Origin of the sequence: Aeromonas sp. QDB31, assembly GCF_027707605.1 — a bacterium.
GTDB classification, from domain to species: domain Bacteria; phylum Pseudomonadota; class Gammaproteobacteria; order Enterobacterales; family Aeromonadaceae; genus Aeromonas; species Aeromonas media.
Genome location: NZ_JAPCIX010000007.1, coordinates 64,053 through 83,191, shown reverse-complemented (window position 1 = coordinate 83,191; position 19,139 = coordinate 64,053). Strand labels below are relative to the sequence as shown.

Below are 19,139 nucleotides of genomic sequence, written 5' to 3'. Positions count from 1 at the left end.
CAGATGTGATGGCTGATATGACAACACGGCAACAATCAGAATGGCTGTTGGAGATGATTGACGTCAGTAAGAGCTTTCCTGGCGTCAAGGCACTCGATAATGTCAATTTACGGGTCCGTCCTCATTCTGTGCATGCGTTGATGGGCGAGAATGGCGCAGGGAAGTCCACGCTGCTCAAGTGCCTGTTCGGCATCTACGAGAAGGATCAGGGCAAGATCTTCTTCAAGGGCGAGGAGATCAACTTCACCTCTTCCAAAGAGGCGCTGGAGAATGGCGTATCCATGGTGCACCAGGAGCTGAACCTGGTATTGCAACGCACCGTGATGGACAACATGTGGCTCGGTCGCTACCCCACCAAGGGCTGGTTCATCGACCACGGCAAAATGTATGACGACACCAAGCGCATCTTCGACGAACTGGACATCGACATAGACCCAAGGGTCAAGGTCGGCACCCTCTCCGTCTCCCAGATGCAGATGATCGAGATCGCCAAGGCATTCTCCTATGACGCCAAGATCGTCATCATGGACGAACCCACCTCCTCCCTGACCGAGAAAGAGGTCAACCACCTCTTCAAGATCATCAACAAGTTGAAGGACAAGGGGTGCGGCATCGTCTACATCTCCCACAAGATGGAAGAGATCTTCCAGCTCTGTGACGAGATCACCATATTGCGGGATGGCCAGTGGGTGGCGACCCAGCCGCTGCAGGGTATGACCATGGATCAGATCATCGGCATGATGGTCGGTCGTGAGTTGACCCAGCGCTTCCCGGAGAAAACCAACCAGCCGAAAGAGGTGATCCTCGAAGTCGAGCGCCTGACGGCCAAGAATCAGCCTTCCATCAAGGACGTGAGCTTCAACCTGCACAAGGGGGAGATCCTCGGCATTGCCGGTCTGGTGGGGGCCAAGCGCACCGACATCGTCGAGACCCTGTTCGGTATCCGCGATCACAGCGACGGTGTCATCAAGCTGCACGGCAAGGAAGTCGCCAATCGCAACGCCCATGAGGCGATCCAGAACGGCTTCGCCCTGGTGACGGAAGAGCGCCGCTCCACCGGGATCTACTCCCGTCTCGACATCGCCTTCAACTCCCTGATCGCCAACATGGACAACTACAAGGGATCCATGGGGCTGCTCAGCGACAACAAGATGAAGAGCGATACCCAATGGGTCATCGACTCCATGCGCGTCAAGACGCCGACCCAGCAGACACAGATTGGCTCCCTCTCCGGGGGCAACCAGCAGAAGGTCATCATCGGCCGCTGGCTGCTGACCCAGCCGGAGATCCTGATGCTGGATGAACCGACCCGGGGCATAGACGTCGGGGCCAAGTTCGAAATCTACCAGCTCATCCTGGAGCTGGCGAAGAAGGACAAAGGGATCATCATCATCTCGTCCGAAATGCCCGAACTGCTGGGGATCACCGACCGCATCATGGTGATGAGCAATGGCCGGGTCGCCGGGATCGTCAATACCAAAGAAACTGACCAGAGCGAGATACTGCGCCTGGCATCTCTGTACCTCTAGAGACAGGAAGACATTTATGGAGTCGGCTAAAAATTTCAATCTGATGCAGGCGCTCAAGGAAAACGCCATCTACTTGGTGCTGCTGGTGCTGCTCATGGTTATCGTGATCCAGGAGCCATCCTTCCTGAGTCTCACCAACCTCAGCAACATCCTGACTCAGTCCTCGGTGCGGGTCATCATCGCCCTCGGGGTGGCGGGGATCATCATCACCCAGGGGACGGACCTGTCGGCCGGTCGTCAGGTCGGTCTGGCGGCGCTGATCGCGGCCACCATGCTGCAGGCCCTGACCAACGTCAACAAGGTGTTCCCCAGCCTGGGTGAAGTACCCATTCCGGCGGTAATCCTGTTGGTCTGTGCGGTGGGTGCCTTGATCGGTCTGGTCAACGGCCTGATCGTGGCCTACCTGAACGTGACGCCCTTCATCACCACTCTGGGCACCATGATCATCGTCTACGGCATCAACTCCCTCTATTTTGATTCGGTGGGTGCCTCTCCGGTGGCCGGCTTCGACCCTCGCTTCTCCAGCTTCGCGCAGGGCTTTATCCGGATAGGAGGATTCAAGCTTTCGTACCTGACCTTCTATGCGGCCATCGCCAGCGTCTTCGTCTGGGTGCTGTGGAACAAGACCCGCTTTGGCAAGAACATCTTTGCCATCGGCGGCAACCCGGAAGCTGCCAAGGTCTCCGGCGTCAACGTGGCGGTCAATCTGGTGATCATCTACGCCCTGGCCGGTGTCTTCTACGCCTTCGGCGGCATGCTGGAAGCAGGCCGGATCGGCAGCGCCACCAACAACCTCGGTTTCATGTATGAACTCGATGCCATCGCGGCCTGCGTGGTGGGCGGTGTCTCCTTTGCCGGTGGTGTAGGGACTGTCGCCGGTGTCATCACCGGGGTACTCATCTTTACCCTGATCAACTATGGTTTGACCTATATCGGGGTCAGCCCCTACTGGCAGTTCATCATCAAGGGCGGCATCATCATTCTGGCGGTTGCCCTGGACTCAATGAAGTACGCCAAGAAGAAGTAAGCATTGGCAGAAAGGGCCGGTCATGTTCCGGCCCTTTCTATTTGGAGGGACCCACCCCATGCCATTCAAAGTCAAAATCAACGTTCTGCTGCTGCTCGCCATCCTGGTCACCATCGGCACCGCCTGGTTCAGCGTCAATCACTTCATCAGTGGCTACATCCGCACCCAGGCGACCCAGAACATCAACGAGCAGATCACCCTGGTCAAGGAGAAGCTGGCCGGTGACATCAACCAGAAGGTGCTGCTGGCGGCGAATCTCAACCTCGGGGTGACCAGCGTCAAGAAGGCGCTGCAGGAGACCGGTTTTCACAACATCGTCAAGGTGATCGGTGACATGGCGTTCGACGTGAACGGGGTCATCGACGACAAGGCCAGGGTCGAGGCTCTGCGCAAGCTGATCCCCGCCGCCAACAACCAGATCACCGTCAGCCCGCTGGAGCAACTGGACGGCAAGCCGGTGATCTCCATCCTGGTGCCCCGTGGTGCCGATTCCGCCTATCTCTATTACCTCAACATGAGCGAGTTCAAGGCGCTGCTGGCGAAGGTGAGCGGGGAGGGGCGTTACTTCTCCCTGAGCGACAGTCAGGGCCAGGTACTCTACAGCAGCAAGCCCCAGGGAGAGACGGAGAGCCGTCCCAACAAGCTGGATATCCGCGGTAGCAGCTGGACCCTGACCGGCTATATCGATCTCGACTACATCCGGGCCATGACCCAGGCGCTCAACGGCAAGATCACCCTGGCCCTGCTTGGGGTGGCTGCCCTGGTGCTGCTGATCTCCATGGTGGCCCTCAACCTGGCCTATCGCCCCATCCTCTCCCTGCGCGATCTGGTGCAGGAGCTGTCCCGGGGCAGTGGTGATCTGACCCGCCGTCTGACGGTGACCAGCACGGACGACCTCGGCCAGATCTCGGCCGGCATAAACCGCTTCATCGAGCGGTTGCAGGAAATGATGGGAGAGGTGCGCCAGGCCAGCGGCCAGCTCAATGAGGGGATCTCGGGTCTGGCCAGGCAAACGGGGTCGGCCCAGGGGCTGCTGGCCGAGCATGTGCGGGAGACGGAGCAGGTCGTCACCGCCATCAACGAGATGAGCCGCACCGCCGTCTCGGTGTCGGAGAGCGCAGCCAGCACGGCCCAGCTGACCGGTCAGAGCCAGCAGTTGGCGAGCCAATCACGCCGGGTGGTGGATCAGGCCATGGCCAGCGTCACCGCGCTGGTGACGGAGGTGGAAGCCACCGCCCACTCCATCACCGCCATGCAGCAGGATGTGCAGCAGATAGGCTCCATCCTGGGGGTCATCGGCGGCATCGCCGAGCAGACCAACCTGCTGGCGCTCAACGCCGCCATCGAGGCCGCCCGGGCCGGTGAGCAGGGGCGCGGGTTTGCCGTGGTCGCCGATGAGGTGCGATCCCTGGCGGGTCGTACCCAGAAGAGCACCGCCGAGATCCAGACCATGCTGACTCGGTTGCAGCGGGGGACCCAGACCGTGGTAGCGGCCATGGGGAACACCCGGCAGAGCTGTCAGGATGCGGCAGAGAACACCAGCAAGGTGAATGCGTCGCTGGATCTGATGGCGGGGGAAGTGGTGGAAATCAACGATCTCATCAGCCACATCGCCACCGCGGCGGAGCAGCAGAGCGCGGTTGCCGAAGAGATCAACCGCAACATGAGCGCCATCGCCGAGGTGATCACCCAGCTCAAGGGCAATGGCGAGAGGACGGTGGAGAGCTCGACCTCCATGCAGCACACCTATGACAGGCTGCGGGAGATAGTGGGGCACTTCCGGCTGGAGTAAGGTCGGCTGTACTGGTGATGGGCACCCTGGCCGCCGTGGTCAGGGTGGCAGCTCACCGGGAAAGTGTGAAAAATTCCCAAAAAAAGATGGGGGCGACTTGCGTCGCCCCCGATAGTCTTATCGCTCATATCCTTGAACGAAGTTGCTCCCTGCAATCCCTGACTATACCTCTTCCTTTAGGTTTCCCCTTCCCAATCCTTTGGGGTGTCCTTTAGCCATCATGGCCTGACGAGTCATCCGTTCCCGTCGCACTTTCTCCGTCCTGGGAGGTGTCCTTTACCACATCCTGTGGTGAGTCCATTTGCCCAACCCTGGCAGCCAGTCTTCCTGACCGACTTCATTGCGTCCGTGCAGGAATAACTATAAGGATTTCTCGGGGGACGACAACGGCATGTTGAAAAACGTTTTTTCGAAACTCGTTTCTCGAGAAATGATAATGATGGCATTTCTTTTAAAATCATGATCTTGTGATTTTTAAGTGCGGTTTTTTTGCTCTACTTTTCCGACTATGGCGAGAATTTTTGAGGCGCTTTACTTACGCCATCTATGGCGAATGTCTCACAGCTCGTTTAACTGAGGTTCAGAAAAGTCACCAGGGTCAGAGTCGATTGCGGATAGGCGAGCCGGGCCGACAGCATTCAGGGGCAGAGGTACCTGTGCCAGGTTGGGTTGAGGGGGGACACGGAGGGTTGCATGGGGTTGCTGGCCGGAAGCAGCTGACAGGAGCTGGCTATCGGGGGAGGGGTATACCGGCGTGGGACGCTGACAAGCCAGGAGGAGGGATCCTCCCCCTGGGGGCAGTATCAGTGATGTTGCTGACCACCATACCATTGGCACAGGTAGGCGGGCACCAGCATCTGTGGGGCTTGGTCAACATGGCACACCACCAGCGGCATGGCGGGAGCACCCTGGGCCTGAACCAGAGCCGGGACCATGGGTAGAACCAGGGCGACGAGCAGAAACAGCGATTTGATCTTCATGGTTATCTCCTTGGTGATAGAAAAACAGCGTGATCCTGATCACTTTCTGAGTTAAGGCGAACCGGGGAGCTGCGCAAGGTGGCGCAATAAATTCAACTAATGAAAAAACTTTAAAACCTGGATGCAATGGGCCTGGTGAGAAAAGCATCGTCAGGATGCGATCAGAATGCATATCCATATAAAGGAGATGTGATGAGCACCCTGATACGGAGGGCTGTCCGTGCGGGTTGGGGCCGATGCCATGATCTGGGACAAGAGATGGATTATTCAGGCGAAGGGATGCAGATGACTATTTATGTGGTGAGGGAAGGGAGCATTTATGAGGATAAATGCATGGATGAGCGCATAAAATTCAAACAAAAAATAACACAAGTCCATGCATTTGATTTTATTGGTTATTTTTAATATCTCATATCCATTTATAGATATCACACATGAATTAAAACGCTATCTTTATGAAATAAATACTGCCTTTATTGCGTAATAATGCAGTCAGCATTAATGGGTAAATGTCATTTATGTAAACTCCATCATAAATTAACTCCTGATTTTATTCAGTCTCGAGTGAATGTGATCAATGTCCAAGTTTGCAGTGATTGCTAGTCCTAACCTCTGTCACGAAAGGCAAGGGCAGGATAGAACACAAGCTGAGTACCCTACATAAAGAATATCCCGCCTTAGCCACGAGCCAGAATAGAAGGAATCTATTCAATCACTCGCAGGGACCACTGCTAGACGGAATATAATCATGAGCAAATTTTATGTAGGTTCTGAAGTTGGCCAATTGCGTCGTGTCATGTTGCATCGCCCCAACCTCAGTCTGAAGCGTCTGACCCCCTCCAACTGTCAGGACCTGCTGTTTGATGATGTCCTGTCGGTTGAACGTGCCGGTCAGGAGCACGACAAATTCGCTCAGGTACTGCGCGATCAGAATGTCGAAGTCTTCCTGCTGACCAACCTGCTGGCCGAGACCCTGGATGTACCGGAAGCCAAAACCTGGCTGCTGCAACATCAGGTGTCCGATTATCGCCTCGGTTCTTCCCTTGCCAATGACGTGCGCTGCTTCCTGGCTGATATGCCGCACCGCGAACTGGCCCGCATCCTCTCCGGTGGCCTGACCTACTCAGAGATGCCCTACAGCGGCGTCAACATGGTGGTCGGCATGCACGCCCCGACCGATTTCATCATCGAGCCGCTGCCCAATCACCTCTTTACCCGTGACACCTCCTGCTGGGTCTACGGTGGCGTCTCCATCAACCCCATGGCCAAGTCCGCCCGTCGTCGCGAAACCAACCATGTGAAGGCCATCTACCGCTGGCACCCGCAGTTCGCCGGTCAGGACTTCATCAAGTACTTCGGTGATGAGGATCGTGACTACGACAACTCCACCATCGAAGGGGGCGACGTTCTGGTCATCGGCCGTGGCGCCGTGCTGATCGGCATGTCCGAGCGCACCACGCCACAAGGGGTCGAGCACCTGGCGCGCGGCCTGTTCAAGCACGGCCAGGCCAAGCAGGTCATCGCCATGCAACTGCCGAAACACCGCAGCTGCATGCACCTGGATACCGTCATGACCCACATGGACATAGACACCTTCTCCGTCTATCCGGAGGTCATCCGCAAGGATGTGAACTGCTGGAGCCTGACCCCGGGCGGCGCCACCGGCATGAACATCAAGGAAGAGGGTTACTTCGTGACCGCCATCGAGAAGGCGCTGGGGGTGGGTCAGCTCAAACTCATCACCACCGGCGGTGACAGCTTCGAGGCCGAGCGCGAGCAGTGGAACGACGCCAACAACGTGCTGACCGTGCGTCCCGGCGTGGTCGTGGGCTACGAGCGCAACACCTACACCAACGAGAAGTACGACAAGGCTGGCATCACAGTGCTGCCCATCCCGGGTGAAGAGCTGGGACGTGGCCGCGGCGGCGCCCGCTGCATGAGCTGCCCGATGGAACGTGACGGCATCTGACAAGACGGCGTGGCGCCGGCAGAGGCTGGCGCCACTTACCCCAAGACTCGAGAGTAACATCATGAAAAAACCAACTGTCGTCGTCGCCCTGGGTGGCAATGCCCTGCTCCGTCGTGGTGAGCCGCTTGAAGCTGACATCCAGCGCAAGAACATCGCCACCGCCGCCAAGACCATCGCCCGCATCGCCGAGGATTACAACGTGGTACTGGTGCACGGCAACGGCCCGCAAGTCGGCCTGCTGGCCCTGCAAAACAGCGCCTACACCAAGGTCGCACCCTATCCCCTGGATGTGCTGGGCGCCGAGTCCCAGGGCATGATCGGCTACATGCTGATCCAGGAACTGAAGAACCTGATGCCGAGCCGCAACGTCACCGCGCTGCTGACCCAGGTCCAGGTCGATCCCAAGGATCCTGCCTTCGCCAACCCAACCAAGTTTATCGGTCCCGTCTACGAAGAGTCGGAAGCCCGCGCCCTGGCTGCCGAGAAGCAGTGGAGCGTCAAGGCCGACGGCAAGTTCTTCCGCCGCGTGGTGCCGTCCCCGCTGCCCCAGCGCATCGTCGAAGGCGACGCCATCGAAACCCTGATCGCCCAGGGTCACCTCATCATCTGTACCGGTGGTGGTGGCATTCCGGTGACCTGGGATGGCCAGTGCCTGACCGGTATCGAAGCCGTCATCGACAAGGACATGTCTGCCGCCTACCTGGCCAAGCAGATCAAGGCCGACGCCCTGCTGATCCTGACCGATGCCGATGCCGTCTACCTGGATTGGGGCAAGCCGACCCAGCGTCCACTGCGGATCACCAGCCCGGACGAGCTGGCTGGCGTGCAGTTCGATGCCGGCTCCATGGGGCCCAAGGTCGAAGCGTCCTGCGAATTCGTCAAGGCGACCGGCGGCATGGTCGGGATCGGTTCCCTGGAAGATGGTCTGGCCATCCTCAGAGGCGAAGCTGGCACCAATATCGTCGCCACCCATACCGTCAATGCCTGAGCCAATGCTCTGGCCTGAACAACTGCGTAGTCAATAACACTGCCCAACTTGGTCTGAACAAATATAGAGAGAACTCATCATGGCTTTTAATCTGCGTAACCGTAACTTCCTGAAACTGCTGGACTTCACCCCGCGCGAAATCCAATACATGATCGATCTCGCCATCGACCTGAAGAAGGCCAAATACGGTGGCTATGAGCGCAAGCATCTGACCGGCAAGAACATCGCCCTGATCTTCGAGAAGACCTCTACCCGCACCCGTTGTGCGTTCGAAGTGGCGGCCTTCGACCAGGGCGCCCAGGTCTCCTACCTCGGCCCAAGCGGTTCCCAGATCGGTCACAAGGAGTCCATGAAGGACACCGCCCGCGTGCTTGGCCGCATGTATGACGGCATCGAATACCGTGGCTATGGCCAGGAGATCGTGGAAGAGCTGGGCGCCCACGCCGGCGTACCGGTCTGGAACGGCCTGACCAACGAATTCCACCCGACCCAGATCCTGGCCGACTTCATGACCATGCTGGAGCACGGCAAGGGCAAGCGCCTGGATCAGATCAAGTTCGCCTACCTGGGTGACGCCCGCAACAACATGGGCAACTCCCTGATGGTCGGTGCCGCCAAGATGGGCATGGACATCCGCCTGGTTGCCCCCAAGGCCTTCTGGCCGGAAGAGGAGCTGGTCGCCAAGTGCCGCCAGATTGCCGAAGAAACCGGTGCCCGCATCCACCTGACCGAAGACGTGAAAGAGGGTGTGCTGGGTGCCGACTTCCTCTACACCGACGTCTGGGTTTCCATGGGTGAAGCGAAAGAAGCCTGGGATCAGCGCGTCAAACTGATGACCCCGTATCAGATCAACATGGACGTCATCAACGCCACCAAGAACCCGGATGTGAAGTTCATGCACTGCCTGCCGGCGTTTCACAACGACGAGACCACCATGGGCAAGGAAGTGGCTGACAAATACGGCATGAAGGGTCTGGAAGTGACCGAGGACGTGTTCGAATCCGAGCACAGCATAGTATTCGACGAGGCCGAAAACCGGATGCACACCATCAAGGCAGTGATGGTTGCTACGCTGGGCGACTAAGGTCGCAGTAGTGGTGCCGGGGGGTGACCCCCGGCTTTTCGACCATGTGACAGCGGCATAATACCTCTAACCCTACGACCCGCAGATACATGGATACCGCACCACAGAAGGAAGCTGGACCATGACCAAATTCAAGTTCCCGTCAGCCTACACCATATTGTTTGTGCTGATCGCCCTGGTGGCCGCCCTGAGCTGGATAGTGCCGGCCGGCAAATACGACATGGTAATGAATGAAGCCCTCGGCAAGGAAGTGCCGGTGGCCGGTACCTACAAGCTGGTGGATGCCAATCCCCAGGGGATAGTCGACGTGCTGCTGGCACCCATCGACGGCCTCTACAACCACGACACCTATGAGGCAGGCGCCATCGACGTCTCCCTCTTCATCCTGATCATCGGCGGCTTCCTTGGCATTGTGACCAAGACAGGTGCTATCGATGCCGGTATCGAGCGCGTCACCGATCGTCTGCGTGGCCGCGAGGAGTGGATGATCCCGATCCTGATGGCGTTGTTCGCCGCAGGGGGCACCATCTACGGCATGGCGGAAGAGTCGCTGCCCTTCTACACCCTGCTGGTGCCCGTGATGATGGCCGCCCGCTTCGACCCGGTCGTGGCTGCCGCGACCGTGTTGCTCGGCGCCGGCATCGGTACCCTGGGCTCCACCATCAACCCGTTCGCTACCGTGATCGCCGCCAACGCCGCTGGCATCTCCTTCACCGACGGCATCTGGCTGCGGGTCGCCATGCTGGTCGCCGGCTGGCTGCTGTGCGTCGCCTATGTGATGCGTTATGCCAAGATGGTGCGCAACGATCCCAGCAAGTCCCTGGTGGCCGACAAGTGGGAAGAGAACCGCGCCCACTTCCTCGGCAACAAGAGTGACGAGATGCTGGAGTTCACCCTGACCCGCAAGATCGTGCTGGGTATCTTCGTCGCCGCCTTCGCCGTGATGATCTACGGGGTGGCCGTGCTCGGCTGGTGGATGGCGCAGATCTCCGGCGTCTTCCTGGCCGCCGCCATCATCGTCGGCCTCATCTCCCGCATGAGCGAGGAGGAGCTGACCTCCAACTTCATCGACGGTGCCCGTGACCTGCTCGGCGTGGCCCTCATCATTGGTATCGCTCGCGGTATCGTGGTGGTGATGGACAATGGCATGATCACCCACACCATCTTGAACAGCGCGGAAGGGATCGTCACCGGCCTCTCCACAGTGGTGTTCATCAACGTGATGTTCGTGCTGGAAGTGGTGCTCTCCTTCCTGGTGCCGTCCTCCTCCGGTCTGGCGGTGCTGACCATGCCGATCATGGCGCCGCTCGCCGACTTCGCCAACGTGGGTCGCGAGCTGGTGGTGACCGCTTACCAGTCCGCCTCCGGTCTGGTGAACCTGGTGACTCCGACCTCCGCCGTGGTCATGGGTGGCCTGGCGATTGCCAAGGTGCCCTATGTACGCTGGCTGAAGTGGGTGGCGCCCCTGCTCGGTCTGCTGACCGTGCTGATCGTGGCCTGCCTGAGCCTGGGGGCCATGCTCTCCTGAGGGATGACAAGCAAGACGCAACGGGAGCCTGAAGGCTCCCGTTTTTTTATGGCCACAGGATGACAGGCAACAAAAAGGCGACCCAGGGGTCGCCTTGCTGCATGCGGGCTTGGCTTAGCGCGCATGCTCCAGGGTGCGCACCACGGCGGCATGGGCCTGGCGGGTGCGGCTGATGTGGCGCGGGGCTATCAGCACCACATCGTTGCCGGCCACGGCCCCCAGGATCTCGGGATCGGCGTGGCGATCCAGCAAACGGGCTACCACGGTCGCGGCTCCCGGGGTGGTGTGCACCAGCACCATCTGCTGGTTGTGCACCACGGCGCGCACCATGTCGTGTACGGAGCGGGTGCTGCCGGCGGGTTCCAGCTGATCATCCACTAGCGTGTAGACCTTCTTGCCATTGGCATTCTGGGCCTTGGCGACGCCGAGGCGGCGCAGCAGACGGGAGATGGTGGACTGGCTGATGTCGGCGAAGCCGCGCTCCGCCAGCTCGCGGCGGATCTCTTCCTGGGTGCTGTAGCAGTGCTGGCCGATGATCTGGCGGCAGGCATCGAGCTGGGCCAGGTCGGACTCCTGTTCCGGGGGGCGACTGAGGGTCTTGACCATGGCGACTTCCTTTGACGATGACAGATGGCTATGGCGCTCAGTCTGTCATGCCTGTTTTTCATAGCGAAAAACACTGATGACGAGCATTTCGGTAGGTGATGAGCGATGTCTAGCCGTTGCGAGATGGCAAATTATAACTAAAGGGGGAATAAGTGATGTGACAGGGGTCAAAAATGGGCCCAATGGGGCCCACATGGATATCAATTGCAGGCGGAAAATCAATAGCGTTCGCTGACGATGTCCTGGGTGAAGGATTTCTCGCAGTATTTACACTTCATGCGCACCGCGCCCTTCACTTCGCGCACCCGGAAGTAGCTGTCCACCGGCTCGTTGTGGGAGATGCAGTTAGAGTTGGGGCAGTGGAAGACCCCGGCGATGAACTCCGGCAGCTTCAGCTGGTGCTTTTTCACCACGGCGAAGTCTTCGATGATGTTGACGGTCGCGGTCGGAGCAAACAGCGCCAGCTGGTTGGCCTGCTGCTCGGTCAGCCGGGTGTTCTCTATCTTGATGAGATCCTTCTTGCCCAGGGCGCCGGATTTCAGGTTGAAGCCGACGGTGATCCGCTCCTGGGTCTCGATCAGCTGGAACAGCTTGAGGATCTTGATACCCTGGCCGGCGGGGACGTGGTCGATGACGGAGCCGTGACGGATGGCTTCGACTTGCAGTTGGTTCTTCTCGGACATGATGTTCCCCTTTTCCCTTAGACGGTTTCGTTCAGTACCAGTGCCAGCAGCGCCTGGCGTGCATAGACCCCGTTTTCTGCCTGCTGGAAGTAGTAGGCGTGGGGAGTCTTGTCGACAGCGACCTCGATCTCGTCGACCCGGGGCAGGGGATGCAGGATCTTCATGGTGGGCTTGGCCCCTTCCAGAGTCGCCAGCTCCAGCACGAACTTGGCGGCCATGTGCTTGTACTCTGTCTCGTCGAAGCGCTCTTTCTGGACCCGGGTCATGTAGAGGATGTCCAGCTCCGGCATCACCTCTTCCATGGTCTCGTGGACGCTGAACTGAATGCCCTTCTCTTCCAGCTCTTCGCAGATATAGTCCGGCATCGCCAGGGCTTCCGGAGAGATGAAGAAGAAGCGGCAGTTGAACAGGCTCAGGGCCTGGGCCAGTGAGTGGACGGTGCGGCCATATTTCAGGTCACCGACGAAGGCCACGTTGAGGCCGTCCAGCTTGCCTTGGGTCTCGTGGATGGAGAACAAGTCGAGCAGGGTCTGGGTCGGATGCTGGTTGGAGCCGTCACCGCCGTTGATGACAGGCACCCGGGAGAACTCGGAGGCCAGACGGGCGGCGCCCTCTTTCGGGTGGCGCATCACCACGGCATCGGCATAGGAGCCGATGATCTTGATGGAGTCGGCCAGGGTCTCGCCCTTCTTGGCGCTGGTGTTGCCGCCGTCGGCAAAGCCGATGATGTTGCCACCGAGGCGTTGTACCGCGGTCTCGAATGAGAGACGGGTGCGGGTGGAGGCCTCGAAGAAGCAGCTGGCGACCAGCTTGTCTTTCAGCAGGCGGGTGTCGGGTTCGGCCTTCAACCGCTGTGCGGTGGCGACCACCAGTTCCATGTCGGACCGGGTCAGGTCCGAGATGGAGATGACGTGTTTGTTATAGAGTGGATTGGTCATCGTCTGCATTCCCTTTGACATCAATGAAGGTTTTTCTGGCACAAAAAAAAGCCCCTGAAACAGGGGCTCTTTTTAAAAACAACTGGGGATCTGTGGGTCGGAAACCGGAAACAACGGGGCCGCTCTGGTGCGCTCCACCCGTCTGCAAGGCTGCTTTTTTCATCAAAAACGGCATCGTCCTGTCCCGACCTTTTTCAAAACCGGACAGATTATAGGGCTGGTTTTTGAATTGTCAAAAATTTATTTCAGAGGCAGGATTTGCCGGTAAAAACGTTTGAGTGTCGCGAACGGGTCGACAAATCCAGACCTGGTGCTCAGGCTGCAGCGGCAGTCCATCCGTGGCCATGCTGCGCAGATAACCGAGTCGGTGGTGCCCCTCCAGCAGACAATATGGCTGCGGCAGGGGTGGGCCATCTGGGTAGCAGGCACCGGGCTCAGGGGCGAGCACTATGATGGGCTCGGACCAGGTGCCCCGGCTCAGCATGTCTTCACCGAGCCAGGAACGACGCACATAGCGGTTGCTGCGCAGCATCTCGCCCCAACGCTCGATCACCTCCATGTGGCGGGAGCCTATCTGGCTCACGACCTGGGTCGTCTCCCAGGCTTCGCACTCGAACTGGTGGCGGGCGAGGTCGATAAAGCTCCAGTTGGACTCAAAACCGCGCCAATGGCGGTAAATCCATTGTGTCAGCACATTTTGGGGGATGAAGGGCACCAGGGGGGAGACCCGCTCGAGATAGTCTGGCAGAGACTCGGTTTTGCGCTCATCCCGGAAGTTGAGGGGCGCAAGTTGTTGAAGCAGTCGGTAATTGAGCATGAGCGACCTCCCTGTTGCTGGTTTCACCCTACCCCCATTTATGCCCCATTCCTACCCCGGCTGGACTGCAAATACAGCAAGTTACCCCGGCTGGTTGCGGGAATTGCCGTGATTTGCTCGTGAATTGTTCGATCGCATCGAAAGTGAGAAAAAAAGCCTTTACCTTTGATCCCGGCTTTGTATAATTCGCCTCGTTTGTTGCAGGGGCGTAGTTCCAATTGGTAGAACAGCGGTCTCCAAAACCGATGGTTGCGGGTTCGAGTCCTGCCGCCCCTGCCATTTTCAGAAAGGCCAGCTCATTGAGCTGGCCTTTCGCATTTCTGTCATCCTCTTTACCCATCCTGGTGGCAGCGGCTGACTGCCCTCGCTGAGCTGCCTTCCCGCACATCCCTTGAGCCTCAACGGTTCGGCCCGATTGCGCTTCGCTAGCCGCTATTGCCGCTTTTTGCCCTGTTGTTTCTGGCAATCGTGCTGTCTGGCGCCCTGTGCTACACCACATGAGCTGCGCCTCACTGGCGCGCGTGCAAGCAACCGGGCGTTCCGACCGGCAACGGGGAACGCGAAGCGAGAGTGAGGAGAGGCATGATGAACAAGGCCGTTGAAACCCGACTGAACAAGTCCCGCCCCGGTGGCTGGGTGCCACAGGATCAGGCCCACATCACACGCTGGATCAAGCGGCTCCAGCTGTATGTGGCGCAGCAACCGCGGCCGCTGGTGGCCCCCATCGCCCAGCTGCAGGATCTGGTCAGGTCGGATCCCCTGCTGCATGCCCAGGCCGATGCCATGTTCAAGGAGGCCTGGCGTCACGAGCACCTGACGCCGCTCGGGCAGATCGAGCTGAAGAGCTTCGACGACTTCCTGATCCTGCTCAACGGCATCATGACCACGGCGCCCGAGGCCTATCAGGATATCCCGAGCCAGTCCCCCTCCGGGCTCATCGGCTTCCCCATCAACGCCCTGCTCGACTGGCCCATGGCGACCCGCTCCGGCTATCTGTTCTTTGCCAATACCTTGATCAACCAGCAATTCAAGAAGATCCTCGGCTACTGGGCGCAGTTTCTGCAAAGCCCGGCCTCCCGCTATGTGCTGACCGAGCCGGTCAGCCGGCTGGATCGGGAGACTCTGATAGTACCCTGGCTCGGCCAGCTGGCTCAGGCCGAGATGGTGCAGGTGGCCTGCTCCGCCCTGGGGGAGGGCGCCAACCCCACGCCCGCCAGCTTCGAGCAAATCTTCCAGTGCAATCCTGCGGATCCCCACTATGGCTTCGGCTGCTGGGATGACTTCTTCACCCGCACCTTCCGCCCCGGCGTGCGGCCGGTGTCGGCGCCGGAGGACGACAGCGTCATCGTCAGCGCCTGCGAGTCGGCCCCGCTGCAGGTGAAGAGCGGGGTGAGCCGCAGCGATCGCTTCTGGCTCAAGGGTCAGCCCTATTCCCTCGACAACATGCTCGACTTCGATGACACGGCGCCCCTGTTCGACGGCGGCACCGTCTATCAGGCCTTCCTCAGCGCCCTGAGCTATCACCGCTGGCACAGCCCGGTGAGCGGCACCATCCGCAAGGTGCGCGTGGTCAATGGCACCTACTACCTGGAGAACCAGTACGAGGGCTTCCTCGACGCCGACGGCGCCGATCCCAGCGCCCCCAACAACTCCCAGCCCTTCCTCACCTCGGTGGCGACCCGGGCGCTGATCTTCATCGAGGCCGACAACCCCAGGATAGGCCTGATGTGCGTGGTGCCGGTGGGGATGGCGGAGGTGTCGAGCTGCGACATCACGGTGAAGGAGGGGGACAGGGTGAAGAAGGGAGATCAGCTCGGCATGTTCCACTTCGGCGGCTCCACCCACTGCCTGGTGTTTCGCCCCGGTGTCGAGCTGGCGTTCGACTTCCATGGCCAGACCCCGAGCCTGGAGGCCACCAACCTGAGGGTCAACACCGCCATTGCCAGGGTGAAATAGGCGTACCCCTGCCCTGAGGATACACAGAGGCCGCCTTCGGGTGGCCTTTTCATGCCGGCGTCATGCCGACGATCGCCCAAGGCGGTGCAGGATTGGTGCCCCATCGGCGGAGGTCGCTGCGTCGCGGCGGCATGCACAGCATCTCCTGCTGTTGATAAAGAAAAAATTACAAGGATTCACTAAAGTCCAGTGGTGCTGCCGCCGATATCCCTACCAATATGGGGGTATTCCTGACCTCCTGTCACCACAAGGATTTGTAGTCATGACACTCTCGTTGCGCGGCAAGCTGCTCGCGACCAGCCTGGGGGTAGTGCTGCTGATGGCTGCCCTGCTCGGTATCGTCGCCTTCCACACCCTCAAAACACGGACCCTTGACGCCATCCAGAGCGAGGCGGTGAACTACGGTCACGCCCACTCGGTGGCCATCGGCAACTGGATGGCGGATCGCAAGCACGCGGTCGATGCCCTGGCCGCCGTCATTGCCGACAATCCCCAGGCGACCCTGGTGCCGCACCTGCTGCAGACCCGCACCACCGGCGGTTTCGGCCTCACCTATTTCGGCTCGGCGCAAGGGGCCATGACCCGCCACGATCCCTCCCTCAACACCGCCAACTACGACCCCAGGGTGCGCCCCTGGTATCAGAGCGCCAGCAAGGCGGGCAAGCTGATCGTCACCCCGCCCTACGTCAGCGTGACCATGCAGCAGATGGTGGTGACCCTGGCGGAGCCGGTGAGTCATCAGGGTCAGGTGATCGGGGTGGCGGGGGCGGATCTCTCCCTGGATGCCCTGATCGACGAGGTGCTGGCCATGAAGGTGCAGGGGGAGGGCTACGCCATGCTGCTCGACAGCTCCGGCCTCATCGTCGGCCACCCGCAGAAGGAGCTAGCCCTGAAACAAGTGGCCGAGCTGGCCCCCGGCCTCACGGGGACGACTCTGGAGGGCTGGAGCCGGGACGGCGAGCTGCACGTCGCCACCATAGCGGGGCGTGAGGTGCTGCTGTCGGTGCAGGGGGTGCCAGGCACCGACTGGCTGCTCGCCATGGTGATGTACAAGGATGTGCTGGAGGCGCCCTTCGCCAGCCTGCTGTGGCAGCTGGTGGGGCTGACCCTGGTGCTGCTGCTGGTGTTCAGCGCCCTGCTCATCGCCATGTTCAACTACCTCTTCGCCGATCTCGGCCGGGTCTCCAAGGCGCTGGCCGACATCGCCCACGGCGAGGGGGATCTCACCGTGCAGATCGCGGCCCACAGCAAGGACGAGGTGGGGCTGCTGGCCCAGAACTTCAACCTGTTCGTGGCCCGGTTGCACGGCATCGTCAGCCGGTTGCGGGATGTCACCGTCGAACTGGCGGCCCAGTCGCGGACCCAGGCGGCGGGGGCCGAGGCTCGCAGCCAGCGGGTGCGCGAGCAGCAGGACGAGATAGTCATGGTGGCGACAGCGGTGACCGAGATGGCGTCCGCCACCCAGGAAATCGCCGGCAACGCCGAGTTTGCCGCCACCACCTCCGGTGATGCGGTCAGGCTGGCCGTGGCCGGTCAGTCCCAGGTCGGCCAGAGCCAGCGCAGCATCAGCGGTCTGGCAGGGGAGGTGGCCGACGCCAGCCAGACCATTCATGAGCTGGATGGTCATGCCCAGAAGATCAGCGGCATCCTGGCCACCATCAGCGGCATCGCCGAGCAGACCAACCTGCTGGCACTGAACGCCGCCATCGAGGCGGCCCGGGCCGGGGAGCAGGGGCGCGGCTTCGCCGTGGTGGCGGACGAGGTGAGAGTGCTGTCGCGCCGCACCCACGACTCCACCGCCGAGATCCAGCAGATGATAGAGGCCCTGCAGCAGACCACCCGCCGCGCCGTGGGGGGCATGGAGACCAGCCGTCAGCTGGCGGGCACCAGCGTGGAGGATGCTGAGGCCGCCAACCAGAGCCTGGCGCGGATCAACGAGGCCATAGGCGCCATCAGCGACATGGCGACCCAGATAGCGGCGGCGGCGGAGGAGCAGACCTCGGTCACCGGCGAGATCAGCCGCAACACCGAGAACATCCGCCATGTCTCCCAGACGCTGGCGGCGCAGGCGAAAGAGGAGGCCGCCCAGGCCGCCGAGCTTAAGTCCCTGACCGAGCGGCTGGAGCAGGAGATAGGCCGCTTCCGGCTCTAGGCAGAGCCCCTGATGTGACAAAGGCGACCCGGGGTCGCCTTTATTCATGCTGTGTATGGATATTTTGTCACCATGCACCCGCTGAATAATGCCGGGCCCCGGCCTTGAAACCGGCCCGTTCAGGGGTTCAGAGGGGCTTGATGTAGCTGTAGAACTCGATATCCCGCTGGTAGCCGTGCCCTTCGTAGAGCGCCTGGGCCTGCCGGTTGTCGGTGGCTGTGCTCAACATCAGGAAGGCGGCGCCCGTCTCCTGGCCGTGGCGATCGGCCCGCGCCAGCAGCGCTTGGGCCACTCCCTGCTGGCGGGCCGTCGGTGCCACGAACAGATCGTACAGCAGCCAGATGCGCTTCAGGGCGAGGGAGCAGAACAGGGGGTAGAGGTGAGCAAATCCCAGCACCTCTCCCCCCTCGCCCTGGGCCACGAAGAGCACGGACTCCCCGGCGGTGCAGCGCTCCAGCAGGAAGGCCCCGGTGGCCTCGGGCTGGGCAGGCAGCCGGTAGAACGCCCGGTATTGCACGAACAGGGGAGTGACCCGGGGAATGTCCGGAGGAGTGGCCTGGAAGATCCTCATGGGGTGTTCCCGGCCGGATCCTGGCTGACCCAGATCAGCTGGTCGGTGGCAAAGCCGAGCCCCCTGGCCCGCTCGACCAGGGCCTCTACCTTCTCTTTGGGCGGATGGGGCGTGCGGGAGAGGATCCAGAGGTACTGGAGGTTGTAGCTGCTCACCAGGGAGAGGTCATAGTCCGTCGCCAGCACGTTGTAGCTGCCGTAGAAGGGGCCGAAGAAGCTCACCTTGAGGCGCCCCTCGTCGCTGTTGCCCACGAAGTAGGCGCGCCCCTCGGCCTCGCGCCACTCCCCCTGTTCGTCCTGCCCCCGGTTGATCACCCTGACGCCGCCGTCATCCCGCAGGCTGTAGCTGGCGGTGACCCGGCTCAGGCCGCGCTCGAAGCCGTGATCGAGGCGGGCCACCTCGTACCAGGTGCCCAGGTAGCGGTCGAGCTGGAAGGGCCTGACCACCTGGTGCCCCGGTGGAATGCCGGTGCAGGCGGTGGCCAGCAGGGTCAGAACGAGCAGGATCAGTGTGCGCATG

At 60.5% G+C, this 19,139-nt stretch carries 17 protein-coding genes and 1 tRNA gene; 11 read left to right on the top strand and 7 right to left on the bottom strand.

What is annotated here, in order from left to right; genetic code table 11:
- Window positions 1-8: 8 nt before the first annotated feature.
- From mglA to PG898_RS09635, 3 genes are read left to right on the top strand one after another with little or no spacing between them, the layout of a single operon-like run.
- Window positions 9-1,529 carry a galactose/methyl galactoside ABC transporter ATP-binding protein MglA gene (gene mglA / locus PG898_RS09645; RefSeq protein ID WP_270823894.1) on the top strand — a complete coding sequence of 507 codons (1,521 nt, stop codon included), beginning with the start codon at window positions 9-11 and terminating at the stop codon, window positions 1,527-1,529.
- Between the two features lie 16 nt (window positions 1,530-1,545).
- Window positions 1,546-2,556 (top strand): galactose/methyl galactoside ABC transporter permease MglC, encoded by a 1,011-nt coding sequence (gene mglC / locus PG898_RS09640; protein ID WP_041206572.1) that lies wholly within the window; start codon window positions 1,546-1,548, stop codon window positions 2,554-2,556.
- Between the two features lie 58 nt (window positions 2,557-2,614).
- Window positions 2,615-4,348, top strand: a complete 1,734-nt coding sequence (locus PG898_RS09635) for a methyl-accepting chemotaxis protein (RefSeq protein ID WP_270823895.1) — start codon at window positions 2,615-2,617, stop codon at window positions 4,346-4,348.
- Between the two features lie 803 nt (window positions 4,349-5,151).
- Here PG898_RS09635 and PG898_RS09630 read toward each other — a convergent pair.
- Window positions 5,152-5,328, bottom strand: coding sequence for a hypothetical protein (locus tag PG898_RS09630; RefSeq protein ID WP_005333052.1), 177 nt, complete (start codon window positions 5,326-5,328; stop codon window positions 5,152-5,154).
- Between the two features lie 192 nt (window positions 5,329-5,520).
- Between PG898_RS09630 and PG898_RS09625 the strand changes: the two genes are divergently transcribed.
- The 5 genes from PG898_RS09625 to PG898_RS09605 all read left to right on the top strand — a co-directional run bounded on the left by PG898_RS09625 (window position 5,521) and on the right by PG898_RS09605 (window position 10,897).
- Entirely contained in the window at window positions 5,521-5,733 is a 213-nt protein-coding gene (locus PG898_RS09625; RefSeq protein WP_171272845.1) for a hypothetical protein, read from the top strand.
- 343 nt (window positions 5,734-6,076) lie between these two features.
- Window positions 6,077-7,297, top strand: a complete 1,221-nt coding sequence (gene arcA, locus PG898_RS09620) for an arginine deiminase (RefSeq protein ID WP_270823896.1) — start codon at window positions 6,077-6,079, stop codon at window positions 7,295-7,297.
- 61 nt (window positions 7,298-7,358) lie between these two features.
- Complete coding sequence (locus PG898_RS09615) at window positions 7,359-8,285, top strand: carbamate kinase (protein WP_270823897.1); 927 nt, start codon at window positions 7,359-7,361, stop codon at window positions 8,283-8,285.
- Between the two features lie 79 nt (window positions 8,286-8,364).
- Window positions 8,365-9,369, top strand: coding sequence for an ornithine carbamoyltransferase (gene argF, locus PG898_RS09610; protein ID WP_270823898.1), 1,005 nt, complete (start codon window positions 8,365-8,367; stop codon window positions 9,367-9,369).
- A 121-nt stretch (window positions 9,370-9,490) separates the two neighbouring features.
- Complete coding sequence (locus PG898_RS09605) at window positions 9,491-10,897, top strand: YfcC family protein (RefSeq protein WP_270823899.1); 1,407 nt, start codon at window positions 9,491-9,493, stop codon at window positions 10,895-10,897.
- A gap of 114 nt (window positions 10,898-11,011) precedes the next feature.
- On the opposite strand, the gene PG898_RS09600 is transcribed toward PG898_RS09605, so the two are convergent.
- The 4 genes from PG898_RS09600 to PG898_RS09585 form a co-directional block, all read right to left on the bottom strand.
- The gene (locus PG898_RS09600) at window positions 11,012-11,503 is read right to left on the bottom strand and encodes an arginine repressor (protein WP_270823900.1); all 492 of its coding nucleotides are present in this window, start codon (window positions 11,501-11,503) and stop codon (window positions 11,012-11,014) included.
- A gap of 218 nt (window positions 11,504-11,721) precedes the next feature.
- A complete protein-coding gene (pyrI, locus tag PG898_RS09595; RefSeq protein WP_005324452.1) occupies window positions 11,722-12,186 on the bottom strand; it encodes an aspartate carbamoyltransferase regulatory subunit in 465 nt (154 codons plus the stop codon).
- 17 nt (window positions 12,187-12,203) lie between these two features.
- Complete coding sequence (gene pyrB, locus PG898_RS09590) at window positions 12,204-13,124, bottom strand: aspartate carbamoyltransferase (protein WP_043128645.1); 921 nt, start codon at window positions 13,122-13,124, stop codon at window positions 12,204-12,206.
- A gap of 232 nt (window positions 13,125-13,356) precedes the next feature.
- Window positions 13,357-13,941: a hypothetical protein gene (locus tag PG898_RS09585; RefSeq protein WP_270823901.1), complete on the bottom strand. Its 585-nt coding sequence runs from the start codon at window positions 13,939-13,941 to the stop codon at window positions 13,357-13,359.
- Window positions 13,942-14,143: 202 nt separating this feature from the next.
- Between PG898_RS09585 and PG898_RS09580 the strand changes: the two genes are divergently transcribed.
- The 3 genes from PG898_RS09580 to PG898_RS09570 all read left to right on the top strand — a co-directional run bounded on the left by PG898_RS09580 (window position 14,144) and on the right by PG898_RS09570 (window position 18,049).
- Window positions 14,144-14,220: transfer RNA gene (locus PG898_RS09580), tRNA-Trp, on the top strand.
- Between the two features lie 306 nt (window positions 14,221-14,526).
- Window positions 14,527-15,897, top strand: a complete 1,371-nt coding sequence (locus PG898_RS09575; RefSeq protein WP_270823903.1) for a phosphatidylserine decarboxylase family protein — start codon at window positions 14,527-14,529, stop codon at window positions 15,895-15,897.
- Window positions 15,898-16,159: 262 nt separating this feature from the next.
- Complete coding sequence (locus PG898_RS09570) at window positions 16,160-18,049, top strand: methyl-accepting chemotaxis protein (protein ID WP_270823904.1); 1,890 nt, start codon at window positions 16,160-16,162, stop codon at window positions 18,047-18,049.
- A 127-nt stretch (window positions 18,050-18,176) separates the two neighbouring features.
- On the opposite strand, the gene PG898_RS09565 is transcribed toward PG898_RS09570, so the two are convergent.
- Together PG898_RS09565 and PG898_RS09560 are read right to left on the bottom strand one after the other, a co-directional pair.
- On the bottom strand, window positions 18,177-18,620 hold the full coding sequence (locus PG898_RS09565; RefSeq protein ID WP_270823905.1) for a GNAT family N-acetyltransferase: 444 nt from the start codon (window positions 18,618-18,620) through the stop codon (window positions 18,177-18,179).
- The gene (locus tag PG898_RS09560) at window positions 18,617-19,138 is read right to left on the bottom strand and encodes a lipocalin family protein (RefSeq protein WP_270823906.1); all 522 of its coding nucleotides are present in this window, start codon (window positions 19,136-19,138) and stop codon (window positions 18,617-18,619) included. The genes PG898_RS09565 and PG898_RS09560 overlap by 4 nt, the downstream gene beginning before the upstream one ends.
- Window position 19,139 lies beyond the last annotated feature (1 nt).

Bases quoted from the DNA above. Each gene is read 5' to 3' on its own strand.
- mglA (WP_270823894.1), top strand. From the start codon at position 9: ATGGCTGATATGACAACACGGCAACAATCAGAATGGCTGTTGGAGATG.
- mglC (WP_041206572.1), top strand. From the start codon at position 1,546: ATGGAGTCGGCTAAAAATTTCAATCTGATGCAGGCGCTCAAGGAAAAC.
- PG898_RS09635 (WP_270823895.1), top strand. From the start codon at position 2,615: ATGCCATTCAAAGTCAAAATCAACGTTCTGCTGCTGCTCGCCATCCTG.
- PG898_RS09630 (WP_005333052.1), bottom strand. From the start codon at position 5,328: ATGAAGATCAAATCGCTGTTTCTGCTCGTCGCCCTGGTTCTACCCATG.
- PG898_RS09625 (WP_171272845.1), top strand. From the start codon at position 5,521: ATGAGCACCCTGATACGGAGGGCTGTCCGTGCGGGTTGGGGCCGATGC.
- arcA (WP_270823896.1), top strand. From the start codon at position 6,077: ATGAGCAAATTTTATGTAGGTTCTGAAGTTGGCCAATTGCGTCGTGTC.
- PG898_RS09615 (WP_270823897.1), top strand. From the start codon at position 7,359: ATGAAAAAACCAACTGTCGTCGTCGCCCTGGGTGGCAATGCCCTGCTC.
- argF (WP_270823898.1), top strand. From the start codon at position 8,365: ATGGCTTTTAATCTGCGTAACCGTAACTTCCTGAAACTGCTGGACTTC.
- PG898_RS09605 (WP_270823899.1), top strand. From the start codon at position 9,491: ATGACCAAATTCAAGTTCCCGTCAGCCTACACCATATTGTTTGTGCTG.
- PG898_RS09600 (WP_270823900.1), bottom strand. From the start codon at position 11,503: ATGGTCAAGACCCTCAGTCGCCCCCCGGAACAGGAGTCCGACCTGGCC.
- pyrI (WP_005324452.1), bottom strand. From the start codon at position 12,186: ATGTCCGAGAAGAACCAACTGCAAGTCGAAGCCATCCGTCACGGCTCC.
- pyrB (WP_043128645.1), bottom strand. From the start codon at position 13,124: ATGACCAATCCACTCTATAACAAACACGTCATCTCCATCTCGGACCTG.
- PG898_RS09585 (WP_270823901.1), bottom strand. From the start codon at position 13,941: ATGCTCAATTACCGACTGCTTCAACAACTTGCGCCCCTCAACTTCCGG.
- PG898_RS09575 (WP_270823903.1), top strand. From the start codon at position 14,527: ATGAACAAGGCCGTTGAAACCCGACTGAACAAGTCCCGCCCCGGTGGC.
- PG898_RS09570 (WP_270823904.1), top strand. From the start codon at position 16,160: ATGACACTCTCGTTGCGCGGCAAGCTGCTCGCGACCAGCCTGGGGGTA.
- PG898_RS09565 (WP_270823905.1), bottom strand. From the start codon at position 18,620: ATGAGGATCTTCCAGGCCACTCCTCCGGACATTCCCCGGGTCACTCCC.
- PG898_RS09560 (WP_270823906.1), bottom strand. From the start codon at position 19,138: ATGCGCACACTGATCCTGCTCGTTCTGACCCTGCTGGCCACCGCCTGC.